Genomic DNA, 17,578 nt, shown 5'->3' on the forward strand with positions numbered 1-17,578 from the left:
GTTTTGTTGGGTGCACCCCCGGGTGGGGGGCGGGCCGGGGGGGCGGGGGGGGGGGGTACGTCCCCCCCCGCCGCTCCCGTGCTGTCCGGGTCATTCAGGAACAGGTGAACCGGGCCGCGGCCCAGTCCCCGTGGTCACCGGTCTTGGAGCCGTTGGTGTCCGTGACCTTCAGGTGCACATGGCGCGCACCGTCGAGCTTCACATCGACCGGTACGGTCGCCGAGGCCCCGGTCACCTTCGGGGAGGTCCACAGCACCTTGCCGTCCGCCTCGACGGAGAAGGCCACTTCGCCGTAGCCGTTGATCTCGTCGTCGATGCCCGCGTCAGCGGTGAACGCGGTGCAGCGCCCGCCGAGGTAGACCTCGATGTCGGAGTCGGCGTGGGTGCCGATCCCCTTCTCGTACGTCTTGCCGGCGAGGGTCAGCGGCTTGCCGTCGGCGGCGCCCGACTCGCCGTTGCTGCGGTCGCGTTCGGCCGGTCCGTAGCCGTTGGTGGACTTCAGCCACACCAGATCGCTCGCCCAGGCCTCGCCGGAGGGCGGCGGCGGCATCACTCCGGCGGCGAACCGCTGGGTGGCGGTGCGGGATTCACCGGCCGACCGGTAGCGGACGAGCGCGGTGATCCGTGCCTCGCCCGCCGTGGCGTCCTTCGCGGGGGTGACGGAGACCTCGACCCGCCGGGTGGCGCCCGCCGGTATCCGGTCCACCTTCGCGGGCCGTGCGACCTGCCAGCCCTCGGGGACGTCCAGGCCGATCTCGGCGTCCGTCACATCGGCCCGGCCCGCGGTGACGTCGACGGTGACGGTGCCCTCGGCCCCGGCGCCGACCTCCTGCCCGGCCGGCGCGGAGAGCAAGGCGTTCGCCGCGGCGGTCCGCCCGCCGACCGCGCTGGTGTGCTTCAGCTTCACGGAGAACGCCTTGGCGGTGGAGAGCGGCGCGGTCTTGATCTTCACGACACCGCCCCGGTCGTCCCGGTCGTACCACCAGCCCTGCTTCGCGGCCTGGTACGCGGCGGCGGAGCCCAGCCGGGGCAGCTTCCCGCCGAGCTCGACCGCGCTCGGGGCGGAGCCGGTGTGCACGCTGAACTCGTACGGGCGGCTGCTCTGCTTGCCGGTGAACTTCCCCCTGCTCTCGCCGATCCGCACGGTCACGTCGCCCGCGCCCCGGACCGGCGCGGCCACGTCGGCCCGCTGGGTGGCGTACCTGCCGTCGCGGTGCTGCCGGGTGACGCCGTCGTCCTCGTACAGCGTGAAGGACGACTTGCCCTGCGGGTAGATGTCCCAGGCGAGCGGGGCGCCGGCGGTGCGGTCCTTGTACGAGCGGATGCCCGGCCACATCGGCACACTGGCACCGCCCTTGACGAACAGCGGCAGGGTGTCGAGCGGGGCGCTGTAGTCGTCGATGGTGACCGGCCCCTGGTAGGTGCGGCCGCTCCAGTAGTCGGTCCAGGTGCCCTTCGGCAGGTAGATGCCGTCCCGCTCGGTGCTGTCCTGGTAGACCGGAGCGACGAGGAAGTCCTCGCCGGACATGAATTCGTACTTCGCCGCGTCCGTCGCGGCCTTCGGGTCGTCCGGGTATTCGAGCACGAGCGGGCGGACCATGCCCACGCCGGTCTTCGTCGCCTCGTGCGCGTAGGAGTACTGGTAGGGCAGCAGCGACTCCTTGAGCTTGAGGTATTCGCGGTTGATGGTGGTGTACGGCTCCCCGTACCGGAAGGGCTGCTTGTCGCTCGCCGCCCAGCCGTCCATCGTCATCGTGGTCCCCAGGAACATCTTCCACTGGAGGTCACGGGTGTAGGTCTTGGCGCTGCCGCCGAAGATGCCGTCCACGTCGCCGGTGGTGTAGGCGAGTCCGGACATCGTGGCGCCCGCGTAGGTCGGGATCTGCCAGCGGATGTAGTCCCAGGTGCCGTACTGGTCGCCGGACCACTGCACTCCGCAGCGCTGGGCACCCGACCAGCTCTCGGGGGCGTAGGTGAAGCCACGGGCGTCGCTGTTGTCCTCGATGCCCTGGTACGCACCCTTGCAGCCGTCCAGGGCGAACTTGTAACCGGCGCCGATCCAGGCGACGTCCAGCTTGGCGACCCGCTGGCCGGCCTTCACCTGCTCGGCGATCTTGTCGATGCCGTCCTGGGTCCACAGGCCGAGCTGCATGTCCCGGTCCTGAAGGCCCTCGGCGGTCTCGGCGAGGTCCTCGTGGCCACAGCCGTAGCCGTCGTTGACGAGCATCCAGCCGTTCGGCATGTCGTTCTCGACGTAGCCGTCGGCGACCTTCAGGGCGTCCAGGGTGTGGCGCTCACCCCGGTTGGCGTTGTGGAGGTAGCAGTCGGCGTCGCCGATCTCCATCCCGTACACGGGCGGCAGGAACGGCTTGCCGGTGAGCTTCGTGTACTGCCCGATGACGTCCTTGGCGCTGTCGCCCGCGAAGTAGTAGGCGTCGAAGCGCTGCTCCTTCGCGCTGGTGGTCACCGGGTCGGTGAAGGCGTAGGTGTTCGGCGCGTAGGTGTTGCGGAAGACGCCGTAACCGGCCGAGGAGAGGTAGAACGGCACCGAGTTGGGGTGGCCGCCGTCGTCCCAGTTGTAGTCGACGCCGACCTCGACGGTCTTGTCGCGGTGCGAGGTGTTGCCCCGGCCGTTCTGCATGCCGGCGCCGTAGAACTGCTCGTCCGCGCCGCGGGCCAGCGTCTGGGTGGTCTTCTCGCCGTTCCAGCTCAGCCCCTTGGCCTCGGACCAGACCTGGCTGCCGTCCGCCCGGTACAGGGCGAACCGCAGGGGCGACTTGTAGGCGCGCAGGGTGACGTCGGAGGTGGAGAGTTCGTAGCGGTCGCCCCGCTCCTTCCACCGGGTGTGCGGCGCGGTGCCCTGCGGCAGCACGATGTCGTCGCCCGTCGGGTCGGAGAACGTGCCGTCCGGGGCGAGTTCGATGCGGAAGGTCTCGTCGGAGACGAAGCTGACCCTGGCCTCGGCGGCGCCGGCCTTCAGGTGGTAGACGGATCCGTCGGCCGAGAATCCGGTGAGGTCGCCGACCGTGGTGTCCGGCTCGGCGGCGCCGGCCTGGGCCGCGCCGGGGCCCGAGAGGACGGCGAGCAGCCCCAGCAAGGCTGCAACTGCCGCCGTTCTGATGCGCGTTGATGATTGCATAGAGCGCTTTTAGCGCAACACCGAGCACTTGACCATGGACAAAACGGAACCGGCCCTGAACTTCGTCGAGAAGTCCAAGGCCGGTTCACCGGTAACGTCCGGTGCGGATCAGCGAGTTGTCGTCCGGTGCGGTGCTACCGGTTCGGTACTACAGGGCGACGCCCAGCAGTGCGTCGACGGTGCGCGACACGAGGCCGGGCGCGCCCTCGTCCGTACCGCCCTCGGCGTTCTGCCGCTCGGCCCAGCGGTCCACGGCGGCCAGCGCGGCCGGCGCGTCCAGGTCGTCGGCGAGGGCCTCGCGGACCTCCTCGACCAGTGCCTCGGCGGGCAGTCCGTCGGGCCGGGAGACCGCGGCCCGCCACCGGGCGAGCCGCTCCACCGCGTCGGCGAGCACCTGGTCCGTCCACTCCCAGTCGGACCGGTAGTGGTGCGACAGCAGCGCCAGCCGGATCGCCGCCGGGTCCACGCCGTCGCGGCGCAGCTGCGAGACGAAGACCAGGTTGCCCCTGGACTTGGACATCTTCTCGCCGTCCAGGCCGACCATTCCGGCGTGCACATAGGCCTGGGCGAAGGGGTGTTCACCGGTCAGCACCTGGGCGTGCGAGGCGCCCATCTCGTGGTGCGGGAAGGCGAGGTCGGACCCGCCGCCCTGGACGTCGAAGCCCATGCCGAGGTGGTCGAGGGCGATGGCGACGCACTCGATGTGCCAGCCGGGCCGGCCGGGGCCGAGCGAGGCACCGTCCCAGCTCGGCTCGCCCTCGCGGGCCGCCATCCAGAGCATCGGGTCGAGCGGGTTCTTCTTGCCGGGGCGCTCCGGGTCGCCGCCGCGCTCGGCGGAGAGCAGCCGCATCGCCTCGGCGTCGAGGTTGGAGACCTCGCCGAAGTGCGGGTCGGTCTCGACGGAGAAGTACACGTCGCCGTCGAGTTCGTAGGCGGCGCCGGCGTCGCGGAGCCGTTCCACCAGCGGGACGATGCCGGGTATCGCCTCCACGGCACCGATGTAGTGCTTCGGCGGAAGCATGCGCAGGGCAGTCATGTCCTCGCGGAACAGGGCCGTCTCGCGCTCGGCGAGCTCGGTCCAGTCCTGGCCGTCGCGCACGGCCCGCTCCAGGAGCGGGTCGTCCACGTCGGTCACGTTCTGGACATAGTGAACCTGCCGCTTGGTGTCGAGCCACACGCGCTGAACGAGGTCGAACGCGTTGTAGGTCGCCGCATGACCCATGTGGGTCGCGTCGTACGGCGTGATGCCGCAGACGTAGATGCGGGCGACGGGACCGGGGTCAAGGGTGATCCGTCCGCCGGTCGCGGTGTCGTGGATCCGAAGGTCGCGGCCCTTGCCAGGCAGGGCGGGGACCTCAGAAGCGGGCCAGGCATGCATGCCACGAGCGTAACCGGATGCATGTTCCGGATACGAACCGGATGCCGGATCTTGACCGAAGAGGCGCTCTTGCGCCGGGCGGCTCCATCTGCTTCGGGACGCGGCCCGCCACCCCGGTCCGCGTCCCCGCGGACCGGTGTCTCGCCTGCTCCGCTCAGACCGGGGGCCAGGGGATCGAGGGCCACTCACCGCTCGGCTCCGGGTGCCTGCCGGTCGCCCTCAGCCCCGCCACACGGCCCCGCAACGCCTCGATCTCGACCTCGGTGATCAGCTCACCCAGCCGGGTGACGAGCGGGGTGCCCGGCGCGAGTTGTGCCGCCAGCCGTTCGACGACCTCGACGGCCTCGGCCGTCAGCGGCTCCCCCGCCCAGCCCCAGAGCAGCGTGCGCAGCTTGTCGTCGGCGTTGAATGTCACACCGTGGTCGATGCCGTAGAGCCGCCCGCCGGGGGCGGGCAGCAGATGGCCGCCCTTGCGGTCGCCGTTGTTGATCACGGCGTCGAGGACGGCCAGCCGCCGCAGGCGGGCGTCGTCCGCGTGGACCAGCAGGGCCGTCCTGCCCCCGCCGACCTCGGCGTGGGCGACGGCCTTCCAGCCCTCGCCGGGTTCCTCGTCCTCGACGAGCGCGAGCAGCGGCGGCTCCCCCGCCTCGTCGTCCTCGCCGTCCGCGTCGTCATGGGGGACCGCGTCGATCCACAGCTGGCACATGCCCTCGCCGTACGGGCCGTCCCGCAGCACGGTGGGCGGCACCAGGCCCCAGCCGGTCACCTCGGATATCTCGTACGCGGCCACCTCGCGCCCGGCGAGCGTGCCGTCCGGGAAGTCCCACAGCGGCTGTTCGCCGGCCACCGGCTTGTAGACGCAGGCCGCCTCCTCGCCGTCGCGCGCGACGGTGCAGTAGAGCACCGCGTTGGACGCGCCACGGATCTGACCGAGGACGGTGAGCTCGCCCTCGGTGAGCAGATCGACCAGCTCGGCGCCGGTCAGGCTCCGCGACGGTATCCGTTCTGGCGCGGGCATACGTGTCCTTCCGGGTCGAGCGGCAGGCTGCACAGCGGGCACGGCGGACGGCCGGCGTTCACCACGTCCAGGGCGCGCTTGGCGAAGGCCCTGGCCTGCGCGCCGCTGAGGCGGACCCGGAGCATCGGCGGGCCGTTCTCCTCGTCCTGGAGCAGCCGTTCCTCGGCCTCGGCGAGATCCTCGTCGGATTCCACGTCCAGCTCGACGAGCGCCTGCGCCTCGACGATCATGCGCTGTTCCTCGCCGTCCCAGGCGAGCGCCATCGTGCCGACCCGGAACTCCTCCTCGACGGGGGCGTCCAGGGGCGCGGTGTCGGTGACGTCCATCGGTGCCACGGCGGGCACCGGGGAGTTCCCGCCGGTCCGCCGCACCACCTCGTCGAGCAGCTCGTCGATCCGCTCGGCGAGCGCGGCGACCTGGGTCTTCTCCAGGGCCACACTGGTGACACGTCCGCCTGAGGATGCCTGCAGGAAGAACGTACGGCGTCCAGGCAACCCGACCGTACCGGCCACGAAACGGTCCGGGGGGTCGTAGAGGAACACCTGACGGGACACGTCCTGTCTCCCTTGAATTCGACGGTGGATGAGGGGCGGCCGGGGCCCGGGACGCGTTCCCCGGGGCCGGGGCCTGTCCGACCTCTGATCCGCCGGACGGGCCCCGGGGCCTACGGAGCGTCCACCCTACTGCGCGAAGCGATCACGGCGCCCCAGCGCCGCCCCCGACCGCCGCGTCCGAGTCCGAGTCCGCCGCCGGGCGCGGGTGCTCGCCCGGCGCCAGCGAGGCCAGGTCCCCGGTGTCGCCGAGGCGCAGCAGGAAGGGCCGCAGCCTGGTGTAGCGGATCGCGGTGACCGAACACGGGTCGGCGTGGATCCGCTGGAAGAGGTCGAGATGCATGCCGAGCGCGTCGGCGACCAGGGCCTTGATGATGTCGCCGTGGGAGCACATCACGTAGACGGCGTCGTCGCCGTGCGCGGCCTCGACGCGGGCGTTCCAGTCCCGTACCGCGTCGACCGCGCGCGCCTGCATGCCGCGCATCGACTCGCCGCCGGGGAACGCCGCGGCCGAAGGATGCTGCTGCACGACACCCATCAGCGGTTCATCGGCGAGTTCCGCGAGCTTGCGCCCCGACCAGTCGCCGTAGTCGCACTCGCTGATCCGGTCCTCGGTGTGCAGTTCCAGCTCCGGCCGGGCGGCGAGCAGCGGCCGCAGGGTCTCCCGGCAGCGCTGGAGCGGGCTGCTGACGGCGGCGGCCAGCGGCAGCCCGGCGAGCCGTCCGGGCAGGGCGGCGGCCTGCTCGGCGCCGCGCTCGTCGAGCGCGACCCCGGGGGTGCGGCCCGCCAGCACCCCGGCGGTGTTGGCGGTGGAGCGTCCGTGGCGTACGAGGATCAGGGTGGGCATACGGGCCAGCGTAGGCCGCCGACACGGATGGGGTGCGCCAAGGAGCGCGGCAGGGAAGAATGCGCGCCGTGATCGTGGACTGTGCCATCTACCGCGACGGGCGTCGCACCGACGGCCCCGCCGACTTCTCCGATGCCCTCGACGAGGCACGGGCCACCGGGGACGCGTTTCTCTGGATCGGGCTGCACGAGCCGACAAAGAAGGAGTTCGACCTCGTCAGCAGCGAGTTCGGGCTGCATCCGCTGGCCGTGGAGGACGCCCTGAGCGCCCACCAGCGGCCCAAGCTGGAGGTGTACGACGACTCGCTCTTCGCGGTCATCAAGCCGGTGGTGTACGAGCAGAGCAGCGACACGGTCACCACCGACGAACTCATGGCTTTCATCGGCGATTCGTTCGTCGTGACGGTCCGGCACGGGGAGGGCGCGCCGCTCGCCGCGGTACGCCGCCGGCTGGAGGCCGAGCCGGAGGTGCTCAAGCACGGGCCGACCGCGGTGCTGTACGCGATCAGCGACGCCGTCGTCGACCACTACATAGAGGTCGCGGGCGAGCTCCAGGTCGACCTGGAGGAGTTGGAGACCGAGGTGTTCGCGCCGGTCGGCGGCGCCGACACCAGGAGCACCGCGGCCCGCATCTACACCTTCAAGCGGCAGATCCTGGAGTTCCGCCGGGCCACCGGGCCGCTGAGCGCCCCCATGGCCCGGCTGGCGGGCGCGGACGTGCCGTTCGTCCACGAACACTCGCAGCCGTTCTTCCGCGACGTCAGTGACCACCTGACGCGCGCCAACGAGTACGTGGAGGGGCTGGACCGGCTGCTCTCCGACATCCTCTCGGCCCATCTGGCCCAGGTGGGCGTGCGGCAGAACGACGACATGCGCAAGATCTCGGCCTGGGCGGCGATGGCCGCCGTGCCGACCATGGTGGCGGGCATCTACGGCATGAACTTCGAGCACATGCCGGAGCTCCACTGGCTGTGGGCCTATCCGGTGCTGATCATGCTGATGGGCGCCGCGGTCTTCGCCCTGTACCGGCAGTTCAAGCGACGCGGCTGGCTCTGACGGACGGGCGGTCACCGCGCCCGGTCCGTACCCGGCTCAGGCGAAACCGGGCTCCGGCGCCGCCGGCCCGCCCAGCGCGTCGCGCCGCTCGGGCTGTTCCAGGCTCACCATCCGCCGCCAGCCCACGAGCCGTTCGTAGGCGTAGACGGCGTGGATCCCGGCGGCCAGCACCGCCGCCCTGACCCGGGGCCAGCCCAGGATGCGGCCCATGTGGTCCATCACGGCGAGGCTGACGTCGCGGTACACCCGGATCTCGGCGAGCGCGCACTCGCGCAGGGTGCGCTGGATGGTGCGGCCGTGTCCGGCCCGGGCCAGGCGGAGCAGTTCCTCGTGGCAGTACGCCAGGTGGTTGTCCTCGTCGTTGGAGATCATCTTCACGGCGCGGCCGAGGTCGGGGTGGTCGGCGAAGTATTTGCGGAGCAGGGCCATCTGCTCCGAGGCGCGCTGCTCGGTGACCCGGCTGTGGGCGAGGTAGGTGATGATGTCGCGCTCGGAGAGCCGTTCCTCGCCCCGCAGTTGTTCATGGGCGAGGCCGATGCCGTGCTTCTCCAGCAGCATCGTGTAGTCGGTCTCGTGCGGGACCTCCGCCGGCTGGAGCCCGCGCTTCTTCAGCAGCGCGTTGAAGATCCGGCCGTGCTTGTCCTCGTCGGCACCGTGCCGGGCGATCTTGGGCGCCAGGGCGCGCTGGCTCTCGGGCACCAGGGCCGCGATCCGGCCGTTCTCCCAGCCGCCCTGGGACTCGCCGCCGGCCGCGATGGAACAGAACAGCCGGAACGACTCGTCGTCGTCGAGAATCTCCTGGAACAGGTTCCTTGCCGAGAGCATGACTGCCACCTCCGTGCCGCGTCCACCGAGCGACAGTCAAGTGCGGCACACCCGGACGGGCAACAGGAACGAGCCCCGGCTACGCCGGATGGGGCGCGGGCAGGCGTAACCGCCCGACCGTGCGCGCGTTGATATGCATAACGGCCGTGGCGGGGAGGCCCCGAGCCCCCACCACGGCCGTAGTGCTGCCCTGCTCCGACAGGGTCCAGGGTCTTTCGTTCGGATCGGGCCGGATCAGGGAGCGGGGTCCGGTGTCGTGCATCGCAAGGCGCAGGAGGGAGCCGGATGGGATCTCCCCCGGCCGAGCGGAGCCGGGAGCTCGGGGAAAGAGCGTCGGCGACCGACGACGACGCGGCGAGGTGCGGCACCGGGGCACGCGAGCCCGGCGTGATCCGAACGAGAGGCCCTAGGCGAGCCCGGAGCGCTCCAGCGCGTCCGTACCGGCGCGCAGGGCCGTGAGCCGCTCGTCGAGCGTGAACCCGGCCGGGGCGAGGGTCAGTGTCGTGACACCCGCCGCGGCGTAGGCCTGCATCCGCTCGGCGATCCGCTCGACCGGGCCGAGCAGCGTGGTCTGGTCGATCAGCTGGTGCGGTACGGCGGCGGCGGCGCCGCTCTTGTCGCCGGACAGGTACTTGTCCTGGATCTCGGCGGCTTCCTTCTCGTAGCCCATGCGCTGCGCGAGCTGATTGTAGAAGTTCTGCTTCCGGCTGCCCATGCCGCCCACGTACAGGGCGGTGTACGGACGGAACATGTCCGCGAGGCCGTTGACGTCGTCGCCGACGGCGAGCGGCAGGGTCGGGCAGACGTCGAAGCCCTCCATGGTGAGGCCCGCCTTCTCCCGGCCCGCCCGCAGGTACTTCACCGCGGTGTCCTCAAGGTGCTCGGCGGAGGGGAAGATCAGCAGCGCGCCGTCGGCGATCTCGCCGGTCTGCTCCAGGTTCTTCGGGCCGATCGCGGCGATGTAGAGCGGGATGTGCTCGCGCTGCGGGTGGACGGTCAGCTTGATGGGCTTGCCCGGACCGTCCGGCAGCGGCAGCGTCCAGTGCTCGCCCTCGTACGAGAGCCGTTCGCGGGACATGGCCCGGCGGACGATCTCGACGTACTCCCGGGTGCGGGCCAGCGGCTTGTCGAATTTGACTCCGTACCAGCCCTCGGAGACCTGCGGCCCCGACACGCCGAGGCCGAGCCTGAACCGGCCGCCGGAGAGCGAGTCGAGGGTGGCGGCGGTCATCGCCGTCATGGCCGGCTGGCGGGCCGGGATCTGCATGATCGCGGAGCCGACGTCGATGGACTCGGTCCGGGCGGCGACCCAGGAGAGCACGGTCGGTGCGTCGGAGCCGTACGCCTCGGCCGCCCAGCAGACGTCGTATCCGAGCCGGTCGGCCTCCTGGGCGACGGCGAGATTGTCGCCGTCCATTCCCGCACCCCAGTAACCGAGATTGATGCCGAGCCGCATAGCCGCTCCCCTTACTGATCAGTAACGTCCCTGAGCTCCGGACTCTAGCGCGCGGCGGCGTGATCCGGCAGGGGCGACTTGACGCCGGGTTGTCCACAGGCTTCCGCCGAGTGGGGTTCTGGCCAGTAATCTCAGCGCCCATGGAGCAGAGGCATCTCGGCCGCACCGGCCTTCGAGTGTCCCGGATCGGGCTCGGCACCCTCACCTGGGGCCGGGACACCGATGAGCACGACGCTGCCGAACAGCTGAAAGCCTTCTGGGAGGCGGGCGGCACGCTGGTCGACACGGCCGATGTGTACGGCGGTGGGGAGGCCGAATATCTTCTCGGCCAGCTCCTCGACGGCCTGGTGCCACGGCGCGATCTGGTCATCGCGACGAAAGCCGGCAGCGTGGCCGATCCGTACCGCCGGTTCGACGGATCGCGCGGGCATCTGCTGGCGGCGCTGGACGACTCCCTGGAACGGCTCGGCACGGACCATGTGGATCTGTGGCAGATCCATGCCTTCGACCCGGTGACCCCGCTGGAGGAGACCCTCCAGGCACTGGATCTGGCGGTGTCCAGCGGACGCGCCCGGTACGCGGGGGTGTCGAACTTCTGCGGCTGGCAGCTGGCCAAGGCGGCGACCTGGCAGCTCGCCGCGCCCGGGGGGCGCACCCGGCTGGCGAGCACCCAGATGGAGTACTCCCTGTTGCAGCGGGGAGTGGAGCGCGAGGTACTGCCCGCCGCCCTCGATCTCGGCGTCGGGCTGCTGCCCTCCTCCCCACTGGGCCGCGGCGTCCTCACGGGGAAGTACCGGTCGGGCACTCCGGCGGACTCGCGCGGCGCCTCGGAGCTGCTCGCTCCGTTCGTCGAGCCGTATCTCGACGAGGCCGCGAGCCGCGTGGTGGACGCGGTCGCGACGGCGGCGGACGGGCTGGCCACGACGCCGCTCCAGGTGGCTCTCGCCTGGGTCCGGGACCGGCCCGGGGTGGTGGCCCCGATCGTCGGCGCGCGCAACGCGCAGCAGCTCACGGAGGCATTGTCAGTGGAGGCGCTTAGTCTTCCTGACGAGATCTGCCAGGCGCTCGACGACGTGTCGGCGCCCGTGCACCGCTATCCCGACCAGGACTGGAGCACGCTGTGACTGCGCTTCCCCGGGGGGAAACCCCCGGCTCCCCGGCCGCCGACGACGACGTCGTCGCGCCCCCCTCCGCCGCCGTACCCGCCCCGTCCACCGGGGACGGGGCGGAGACGGACGACGGCGCCCCCGGGACCGGCGAACGGGCTGAAGCGACGCACGACACGGCCGACGACACGACGGCCGGGGAAACGGGCGAAACCACGCACGACACGGCGACGGAAACCGGGCCGGGCGATGCGGGCGATGCGACGGATGATGAGCCGGCCGAGGTCGCGGACGACGCGGCGACGGACGGCGAATCGGGCAGAGCCGCGGACGACGCTGCCGAAGCGGCCGGGGACTCCGGCGCCGGGGCCGGGGCGGGCTCCGGGGCCGGGGCGGAGGCGGGCGCCGAGCCCGCTGTCGCGCCGCTCTCCGAGGCGGCGGCCGAGCTCGCCGCACAGCGTGAGCTGCGGGAGCGGATCGAGAAGCGCAAGGCCGAGAAGGAGGGCCCCATCGCCGCCGGGGGGAAGCTGAGCGGCAAGGCGGCCGACCTGCTGGCGGCCGTGCGCGCGGTGGAGAGCGGCGAGCAGCCCGCCACCTCGTTCTTCGACTCCCCCGCACCCGCCGCCCCCCGCCGGACCGCGCCCGGGCCCGCCCCGGCCCGCCCCCGCGTCCCCGAACCGGCACGGGCACCGCGGAGCGCCCCGCCGGAGGCCGTCGCCGCGACCGCCGCCGTGCTGGCCGAGGGCGGGGCTCCGGCGGCGCTGGCGGGGCCGGCGGCCGAGGCCCTGGGGGCACAGGCGGCCGACGCCCTGCGCGCCGACCCCTGGCGGCTGCTGGGCGTGCCGGGAGTCACGCCCGAGCAGGCCGACGGATTCGCGCGGGCCCTGCTCGGTGCCGAGTGCGGTCCGGACGACGAGCGGCGGACCGCCGCACTGGTCGGCTGGCTGCTGGAGCGGGCCGCGCTCCGGGGCCACACGGCGCTGGACGCGTCGGAGGTACGGGCCGCGCTGGCCGGACGTTCGGTGAGCGATCCCGAGGCGGCCGTGCAGCACGCCGTCGCCGAGGGAGTCGTCCTGGTCTTCCAGGACGGCCAGGAGGACGAGCAGGACCACGACGGCCAGGGGGCAGAGGCGCCCGCGGAATCCGACGGGGGCGGTGACGAGGGCTCGGACACCGAGCGGGCCGGGCAGGAGCCGGTGCAGGTGCTGCTCGGCCTCGACCGCTACGCACTCGCCGAGGAGAGCCTCGCCGACGGGCTGGCCCGGCTGGTCAACGCCTGCGAGAAGGACGCCGACTGGACGCAGGCTGCCTCGGCCGCGAGCTCTCCCTCCGCAGCCGAGCTGATCCGCGCGGTCGCGGCCCACGGTCTCGTGGCACACACGGGGGGCGAGGCCGCCAGGGCCGAGCCCGCCGCCCTGATCACCGCGGCCCGCGCCCTCGGACTGCGCGCCCTGGGTGCCACGCACAGCGCCGACGGCAGGCGCCGGCTGGCCGGGGCGACCGGCGACCCGGAGACGGCCGTCACCCTCGCCGGTCTGCTCTCGGGCGAGCAGGGGCCGGGACGCGACGAGGAAGGGGCGATCGCCGTCGACCTGCTCGTCGTGCTGGACGCCCCGCAGCTGGACGTGGAGACCGCCGCCATCCTGGTCGAGTCCCTGGCCGACGGCACCCGACTGGTGCTCAGCGGTGATCCGGGCGTGCTGGGATCGGCCGGTGCGGGGCGGGTGTTCGCGGATGTGCTGGCGGCGCGCGCGTGCCCGCAGATCGTCTCCCGCACCCCGGATGCGGGGCCGATCGGCGAGCTGGTCTCCGGCATCGGCATCGGCGAGCTCAACCAGGTCGAGGCGCCCGGCAAGGAGGTGGTGATCGTCCCCGTGCGCGATGCGGGCGAAGCGGTGCACCGCACCGTGCAACTGGTGGCCGACTCGGTGCCGCGCGCCATCGGCGTACCGTCGTCGGACACTCAGGTGATCACCGTCGGCCACGGCGGCTCGGCGGGCACCCGGGCGCTGAACGCGGCTTTGAAACAGCGGCTCAATCCCGGCCCCGGCCGGTTCGGCGGCTTCGACCCGGGCGACCGCGTCGTCCATGTCCCGGCGCCCGGCAGGGCCGAACCCGCCGTGGTCGTCTCGGCGGACGCCGAGGGCCTGCATCTGGACTGCGCGGGCACGGAGGTCGTCGTGCCCCAGGACCGGGTGGAGTCCTCCGTACGCCATGGCTGGGCCCTCAGCGCCCATCAGGCGGCCGGGATGCGGTGGCCCGCGGTGGTCGTCGTGCTGCCGGGCGACGCGGCACAGGGGCTGAGCCGTTCCTGGGTGTACACCGCTTTCAGCCGCGGCGAGCGGCATCTGTCCGTGGTGCACGGGGTGGATCAGGCGCTGCCGCGCGCGGTCGCCCAGCCCCCGGCCCAGGACCGCACGACGCGGCTGCGCACCCTGCTGGAGACCCCGGCCGACTGACCGGGCCCCGGCGGTGACGCCGGCACCGGACGGGCTCGACGCCGAGCCCGTCCGGCCGGTGGATCAGGAGCTGTCCGCCGCCAGGCGGGCCGGTTCCTCGTCCGGTTCGTCCTCGTCGAAGACGGCGCTGACGTCGAAGCGGCACACCACCAGTTGCGGATCCGCGTCGTCGAAGGGTGCGCCGAGCCACTCCCCCGCCTCGGGAAGTTCCTCGGCGGCCGTGACCCAGAGCGTGGAGTCCCCCTCCTCCAGGCCGAACTCCGTGTGCCGGGAAGCGATCTCGTCGGGTTCGTACTCCCCGAAGAGCACCCCGAGCGCCGCGTGGACGCTGGAGCCGACGACCGCGGCGCTGCCGCCGCGTTCGTCCTGGTCGAGGTCGGCGATCCGCTGGGCCTGTGCGAGCAGCCTCGGCGGCTCCACCACCGCGTAGTCGCGCCGGATCAGCACACTGAGTGCGTTCGGCTCCTCGGGGCCGGTGTACGGCGGCAGCGCATCCTCCGCACCCGGGATCTCGAAAGGGGTGACTTCGTCGTATCGGTCGTAGAGCAACTCGTCGTAGAACTCGGCGGCAGCGGCCAGTGCGTTGAACGCGTCATAGACGGCCGCGTCGTCGTCCCCGGTCCGGCGTTCGACGGCCGCGAGGTGGTGGTCGAGCGCGGTTTTGACCGCCTCGGCGGCGGCGCGTACCTCGGCAGCGGTGGGCTGCGCAGCATCAGACATAGTGCAGACGCTATCCGTACACGGGCTCTGCCCGCACAATAGATGCGATGCCGGAATACGAATTTGTCGATGTGTACGTGCCGCGCGGGGTGTCCCGGAAGGAAACGGCCCGCCTGCTGACCGACCACGCCGAGTACGGTCACTGGGAGTTGGACCGGCTGACGCTGCGTCGCGACGGCAGTCGAAGGGTGCGCCTGCGGCGGCGGATCATCCGCCAGCTCCGGGCCACCTGGTGAGTCGGAGCGGGCCCGGCATGCGCGGGCCCGCTCCCTTCGTGGTGCTGGTGTCGCCGTCCCGGTCCGCTACGCGGACATCCGGGCGCGGCGGTAGAGCACCGTGCCCGCACCCGCCAGCAGCAGACCCGCGCTCGCCGGGATCAGCAGGTCGAGCCCGCCCGCTCCGGTGTGTGCGAGCTGCGGGACGTTCTGGGGCTCGGGCACGTTCGGCACGGCCGGCTTCTCCGGCGCCGGGGGCTTGTGCTCGGTGACCGGGGTGACCGGCGGCGGCGTGACGACGTCCGGGCCGTTCTCGCAGTCGTTGCCGAAGGTGGGGTTGAGCAGACCGCCGATGGTGATGCTGTTCCCACAGACGTTCACGGGGATGTCGATGGGCACCTGGATGTTGTTGCCGGACAACACCCCCGGCGAGCCCGTCGCGACGCCCTGGGCCGTCGTCCCGCCGCCGATGGGGGCCCGGTGCTTGCCCTTGCCGGGCCGGCTCGCCTGGGTGAGGTCGCCGGAGACGTGACTGCCGGAGACGTGCTTGCCCGGGGAGTCATCCTGGGAACCGTTTCCGCAGGTGTTCCCGAACGCCGGGTTGAGCAGTGCCACGACGTCCACGGAATTGCCGCACACGTTGACCGGTACATGGACCGGGATCTGTACCGAATTCCCTGACAGCACCCCCGGGGAATTCACCGCCTCGCCGGACGCTCCCGCGTCCGCGTGCGCGTAACCGCCGCTGAGCGCGAGCGCCCCGCCCGCGGCCGCCATGGTGATCAGGCCTTTACGCGTGACCTGTCGCATAGGTTGATTCCTGCCTTCTGCCTTCCGGAAAACCCCCGGACTTGACCGTGCGGGGGCGGAGTACCCAGCAGCCCCGGAGTGCATGGCGTGCACTCCGGGGCCGACCGGATTCAAACCCTTACGGGTTGACGCACAACGTCAGGCGTTGATGCAGGTGTTGCCGAAGGCGGGGTTCAGCAGCCCGATCACGGAGATCGTGTTGCCGCACAGGTTCACCGGCACGTGGATGGGCACCTGGATGTTGTTGCCCGAGATCACACCGGGGCTGCCGACAGCGGCACCCTGGGCACCGGAGTCCGCGACGGCCATGCCCGCACCCGCGAGCACCAGACCACCGGTGACAGCCGCAGCAGCGACGACCTTCTTGATCATTATTCCTCCTAGTTGGCAATGCGGTCCCAGCCGCGGACCGCATCACTTGTAACGAGGAAGAGGTAATCGGGCTACGAGCGTATTGCCCCTTTCACTCGTTCCGGTCAAATACGCACACGCTGGCGATTGTTGGTGCGGAAAGTCGGCGGAAATCCGGCAAGGCGTCAGCAGTTGTCGATGAAACGGTCGAGCACCCGCGCGCCGAACTTCAGACCGTCCACCGGAACACGCTCGTCCACACCGTGGAACATGCCCGCGAAGTCGAGCTCCGGCGGCAGCTTCAGCGGGGCGAATCCGAAGCAGCGGATGCCCAGGTCGTCGAAGGACTTGGCGTCGGTACCACCGGAGAGCATGTATGGCACCGCACGGGCGATCGGGTCCTCCGCCTTCAGGGCGACCTGCATCGCGTCGACGAGCGAGCCGTCGAAGCTGGTCTCCAGCGCCTTGTCGCCGTGCACGTCCTCGCGCTTCACGCGCGGGCCGAGGATCCGGTCCAGGTCGGCCAGGAACTCGTCCTCGAAGCCGGGCAGGAACCGGCCGTCGACATGGGCGATGGCCTGGCCGGGGATGACGTTCACCTTGTACCCGGCGCCCAGCATGGTGGGGGCGGCCGAGTTGCGGAGCGTGGCGCCGATCATCTTGGCGATGCCGCCCAGCTTGGCGAGCGTGGCCTCCATGTCCTCCGGGTCGAGCGGGGTGCCGAGCGCGTCGGACAGCTCGTCCAGGAAGGACCGTACGGTCTTGGTCACCCGGACCGGCCACTTGTGCCGCCCGAGCCGTCCGACCGCCTCGCAGAGCTCGGTGATCGCGTTGTCGTCATTGGTCATCGAGCCGTGGCCGGCGGTGCCGTCCACGGTGAGCCGCATCCAGTGCATGCCCTTCTCGGCCGTCTCGACGAGGTAGAGCCGCAGCTTCTCGTTCACCGTGAAGGAGAAGCCGCCGACCTCGCCGATCGCCTCGGTGACCCCCTCGAAGAGGCCGGGGTGCTTGTCCACGAGGTACCGCGCGCCGTACGTACCGCCCGCCTCCTCGTCCGCGAGGAAGGCCAGCACGATGTCGCGCGGGGGCTTGCGGCCGCTGCGCATCCGGTCGCGGACGACCGCGAGGGTCATCGCGTCCATGTCCTTCATGTCGACCGCGCCGCGGCCCCACACGCAGCCGTCCGCGACCTCGCCCGAGAACGGGTGGTGCGTCCAGTCGTGCGCATTGGCCGGAACCACGTCGGTGTGGCCGTGGATGAGCAGGGCGGGCCTGGACGGGTCCTCGCCCTCGATCCGCGCCACGGTCGAGGCGCGGCCCTTGTGGGACTCGAAGATCTGCGGCTCCAGTCCGACCTCGGCGAGCTTCTCCGCGACGTACTCGGCCGCGCCCCGCTCCCCCGGTCCCGAATGGTCCCCGTAGTTGCTGGTGTCGATCCGGATCAGCTCACGACAGAGGTCCACGACCTCGTCCTCGCCGGAGACGGTCCGGGCCGTGTTGGTCTCGCTCACGCTGCTTCCTTCCACTGTCGCTGTGGTGCTCCCCCTCATCCTCCCGCGCCTGGCCCGCACACCCAAGGGCACCCACCCCCCGTCATGCACCCTTCACACCGTCCGGGGCGTGATCGAGCACCCCCGAATGTTTGCTA

The 17,578-nt window shown here is 71.7% G+C and carries 15 protein-coding genes; 4 read left to right on the forward strand and 11 right to left on the reverse strand.

The window, feature by feature from the left end:
* Positions 1–94: 94 nt before the first annotated feature.
* The 5 genes from ACFVH0_RS28950 to ACFVH0_RS28970 all read right to left on the reverse strand — a co-directional run bounded on the left by ACFVH0_RS28950 (position 95) and on the right by ACFVH0_RS28970 (position 6,933).
* Positions 95–3,139, reverse strand: a complete 3,045-nt coding sequence (locus ACFVH0_RS28950; protein ID WP_385824904.1) for an NPCBM/NEW2 domain-containing protein — start codon at positions 3,137–3,139, stop codon at positions 95–97.
* Between the two features lie 148 nt (positions 3,140–3,287).
* Complete coding sequence (gene mshC, locus ACFVH0_RS28955) at positions 3,288–4,517, reverse strand: cysteine--1-D-myo-inosityl 2-amino-2-deoxy-alpha-D-glucopyranoside ligase (RefSeq protein WP_385824906.1); 1,230 nt, start codon at positions 4,515–4,517, stop codon at positions 3,288–3,290.
* A gap of 154 nt (positions 4,518–4,671) precedes the next feature.
* Entirely contained in the window at positions 4,672–5,535 is an 864-nt protein-coding gene (locus ACFVH0_RS28960; protein ID WP_385824908.1) for an SCO1664 family protein, read from the reverse strand.
* Positions 5,499–6,089 carry a DUF3090 domain-containing protein gene (locus ACFVH0_RS28965; protein WP_385824910.1) on the reverse strand — a complete coding sequence of 197 codons (591 nt, stop codon included), beginning with the start codon at positions 6,087–6,089 and terminating at the stop codon, positions 5,499–5,501. Before ACFVH0_RS28965 ends, ACFVH0_RS28960 begins: the two co-directional genes overlap by 37 nt.
* 142 nt (positions 6,090–6,231) lie before the next feature.
* Entirely contained in the window at positions 6,232–6,933 is a 702-nt protein-coding gene (locus ACFVH0_RS28970) for a histidine phosphatase family protein (RefSeq protein WP_385824912.1), read from the reverse strand.
* 59 nt (positions 6,934–6,992) lie between these two features.
* On the opposite strand from ACFVH0_RS28970, the gene corA reads away from it, so the two are divergent.
* Positions 6,993–7,988, forward strand: coding sequence for a magnesium/cobalt transporter CorA (gene corA / locus ACFVH0_RS28975; RefSeq protein ID WP_385824914.1), 996 nt, complete (start codon positions 6,993–6,995; stop codon positions 7,986–7,988).
* A 36-nt stretch (positions 7,989–8,024) separates the two neighbouring features.
* On the opposite strand, the gene ACFVH0_RS28980 is transcribed toward corA, so the two are convergent.
* Together ACFVH0_RS28980 and ACFVH0_RS28985 are read right to left on the reverse strand one after the other, a co-directional pair.
* The gene (locus tag ACFVH0_RS28980; RefSeq protein WP_385824916.1) at positions 8,025–8,813 is read right to left on the reverse strand and encodes a ferritin-like domain-containing protein; all 789 of its coding nucleotides are present in this window, start codon (positions 8,811–8,813) and stop codon (positions 8,025–8,027) included.
* Positions 8,814–9,219: 406 nt separating this feature from the next.
* A complete protein-coding gene (locus ACFVH0_RS28985; RefSeq protein ID WP_317867797.1) occupies positions 9,220–10,269 on the reverse strand; it encodes an LLM class F420-dependent oxidoreductase in 1,050 nt (349 codons plus the stop codon).
* A 140-nt stretch (positions 10,270–10,409) separates the two neighbouring features.
* Here ACFVH0_RS28985 and ACFVH0_RS28990 point away from each other — a divergent pair, with 140 nt between their 5' ends.
* Both ACFVH0_RS28990 and ACFVH0_RS28995 read left to right on the forward strand, forming a co-directional pair.
* Positions 10,410–11,393 carry an aldo/keto reductase gene (locus ACFVH0_RS28990; RefSeq protein WP_385824918.1) on the forward strand — a complete coding sequence of 328 codons (984 nt, stop codon included), beginning with the start codon at positions 10,410–10,412 and terminating at the stop codon, positions 11,391–11,393.
* Positions 11,390–13,834, forward strand: coding sequence for an ATP-dependent RecD-like DNA helicase (locus tag ACFVH0_RS28995; RefSeq protein ID WP_385824920.1), 2,445 nt, complete (start codon positions 11,390–11,392; stop codon positions 13,832–13,834). The genes ACFVH0_RS28990 and ACFVH0_RS28995 overlap by 4 nt, the downstream gene beginning before the upstream one ends.
* Before the next feature lie 63 nt (positions 13,835–13,897).
* Here ACFVH0_RS28995 and ACFVH0_RS29000 read toward each other — a convergent pair whose 3' ends face one another.
* A complete protein-coding gene (locus ACFVH0_RS29000; RefSeq protein WP_385824922.1) occupies positions 13,898–14,554 on the reverse strand; it encodes a hypothetical protein in 657 nt (218 codons plus the stop codon).
* A gap of 47 nt (positions 14,555–14,601) precedes the next feature.
* Between ACFVH0_RS29000 and ACFVH0_RS29005 the strand changes: the two genes are divergently transcribed.
* Positions 14,602–14,790 carry a DUF5703 family protein gene (locus ACFVH0_RS29005; RefSeq protein ID WP_030918345.1) on the forward strand — a complete coding sequence of 63 codons (189 nt, stop codon included), beginning with the start codon at positions 14,602–14,604 and terminating at the stop codon, positions 14,788–14,790.
* A gap of 66 nt (positions 14,791–14,856) precedes the next feature.
* Here ACFVH0_RS29005 and ACFVH0_RS29010 read toward each other — a convergent pair whose 3' ends face one another.
* The 3 genes from ACFVH0_RS29010 to ACFVH0_RS29020 all read right to left on the reverse strand — a co-directional run bounded on the left by ACFVH0_RS29010 (position 14,857) and on the right by ACFVH0_RS29020 (position 17,441).
* Entirely contained in the window at positions 14,857–15,579 is a 723-nt protein-coding gene (locus ACFVH0_RS29010) for a chaplin (protein ID WP_385824924.1), read from the reverse strand.
* A 138-nt stretch (positions 15,580–15,717) separates the two neighbouring features.
* The gene (chpH, locus tag ACFVH0_RS29015) at positions 15,718–15,951 is read right to left on the reverse strand and encodes a chaplin ChpH (protein ID WP_385824926.1); all 234 of its coding nucleotides are present in this window, start codon (positions 15,949–15,951) and stop codon (positions 15,718–15,720) included.
* A 164-nt stretch (positions 15,952–16,115) separates the two neighbouring features.
* Positions 16,116–17,441 carry a M20/M25/M40 family metallo-hydrolase gene (locus tag ACFVH0_RS29020; protein WP_385824928.1) on the reverse strand — a complete coding sequence of 442 codons (1,326 nt, stop codon included), beginning with the start codon at positions 17,439–17,441 and terminating at the stop codon, positions 16,116–16,118.
* Positions 17,442–17,578: the final 137 nt, after the last annotated feature.

The organism is Streptomyces sp. NPDC127117 (assembly GCF_042677325.1).
Classification (GTDB): Bacteria; Actinomycetota; Actinomycetes; order Streptomycetales; family Streptomycetaceae; genus Streptomyces.

Bases quoted from the DNA above. Each gene is read 5' to 3' on its own strand.
- ACFVH0_RS28960 (WP_385824908.1), bottom strand. From the start codon at position 5,535: ATGCCCGCGCCAGAACGGATACCGTCGCGGAGCCTGACCGGCGCCGAG.
- ACFVH0_RS28950 (WP_385824904.1), bottom strand. From the start codon at position 3,139: ATGCAATCATCAACGCGCATCAGAACGGCGGCAGTTGCAGCCTTGCTG.
- ACFVH0_RS29005 (WP_030918345.1), top strand. From the start codon at position 14,602: ATGCCGGAATACGAATTTGTCGATGTGTACGTGCCGCGCGGGGTGTCC.
- mshC (WP_385824906.1), bottom strand. From the start codon at position 4,517: ATGCATGCCTGGCCCGCTTCTGAGGTCCCCGCCCTGCCTGGCAAGGGC.
- ACFVH0_RS28990 (WP_385824918.1), top strand. From the start codon at position 10,410: ATGGAGCAGAGGCATCTCGGCCGCACCGGCCTTCGAGTGTCCCGGATC.
- ACFVH0_RS28980 (WP_385824916.1), bottom strand. From the start codon at position 8,813: ATGCTCTCGGCAAGGAACCTGTTCCAGGAGATTCTCGACGACGACGAG.
- ACFVH0_RS28970 (WP_385824912.1), bottom strand. From the start codon at position 6,933: ATGCCCACCCTGATCCTCGTACGCCACGGACGCTCCACCGCCAACACC.
- ACFVH0_RS29010 (WP_385824924.1), bottom strand. From the start codon at position 15,579: ATGCGACAGGTCACGCGTAAAGGCCTGATCACCATGGCGGCCGCGGGC.
- chpH (WP_385824926.1), bottom strand. From the start codon at position 15,951: ATGATCAAGAAGGTCGTCGCTGCTGCGGCTGTCACCGGTGGTCTGGTG.
- ACFVH0_RS28985 (WP_317867797.1), bottom strand. From the start codon at position 10,269: ATGCGGCTCGGCATCAATCTCGGTTACTGGGGTGCGGGAATGGACGGC.
- ACFVH0_RS29000 (WP_385824922.1), bottom strand. From the start codon at position 14,554: ATGTCTGATGCTGCGCAGCCCACCGCTGCCGAGGTACGCGCCGCCGCC.
- corA (WP_385824914.1), top strand. From the start codon at position 6,993: ATGCGCGCCGTGATCGTGGACTGTGCCATCTACCGCGACGGGCGTCGC.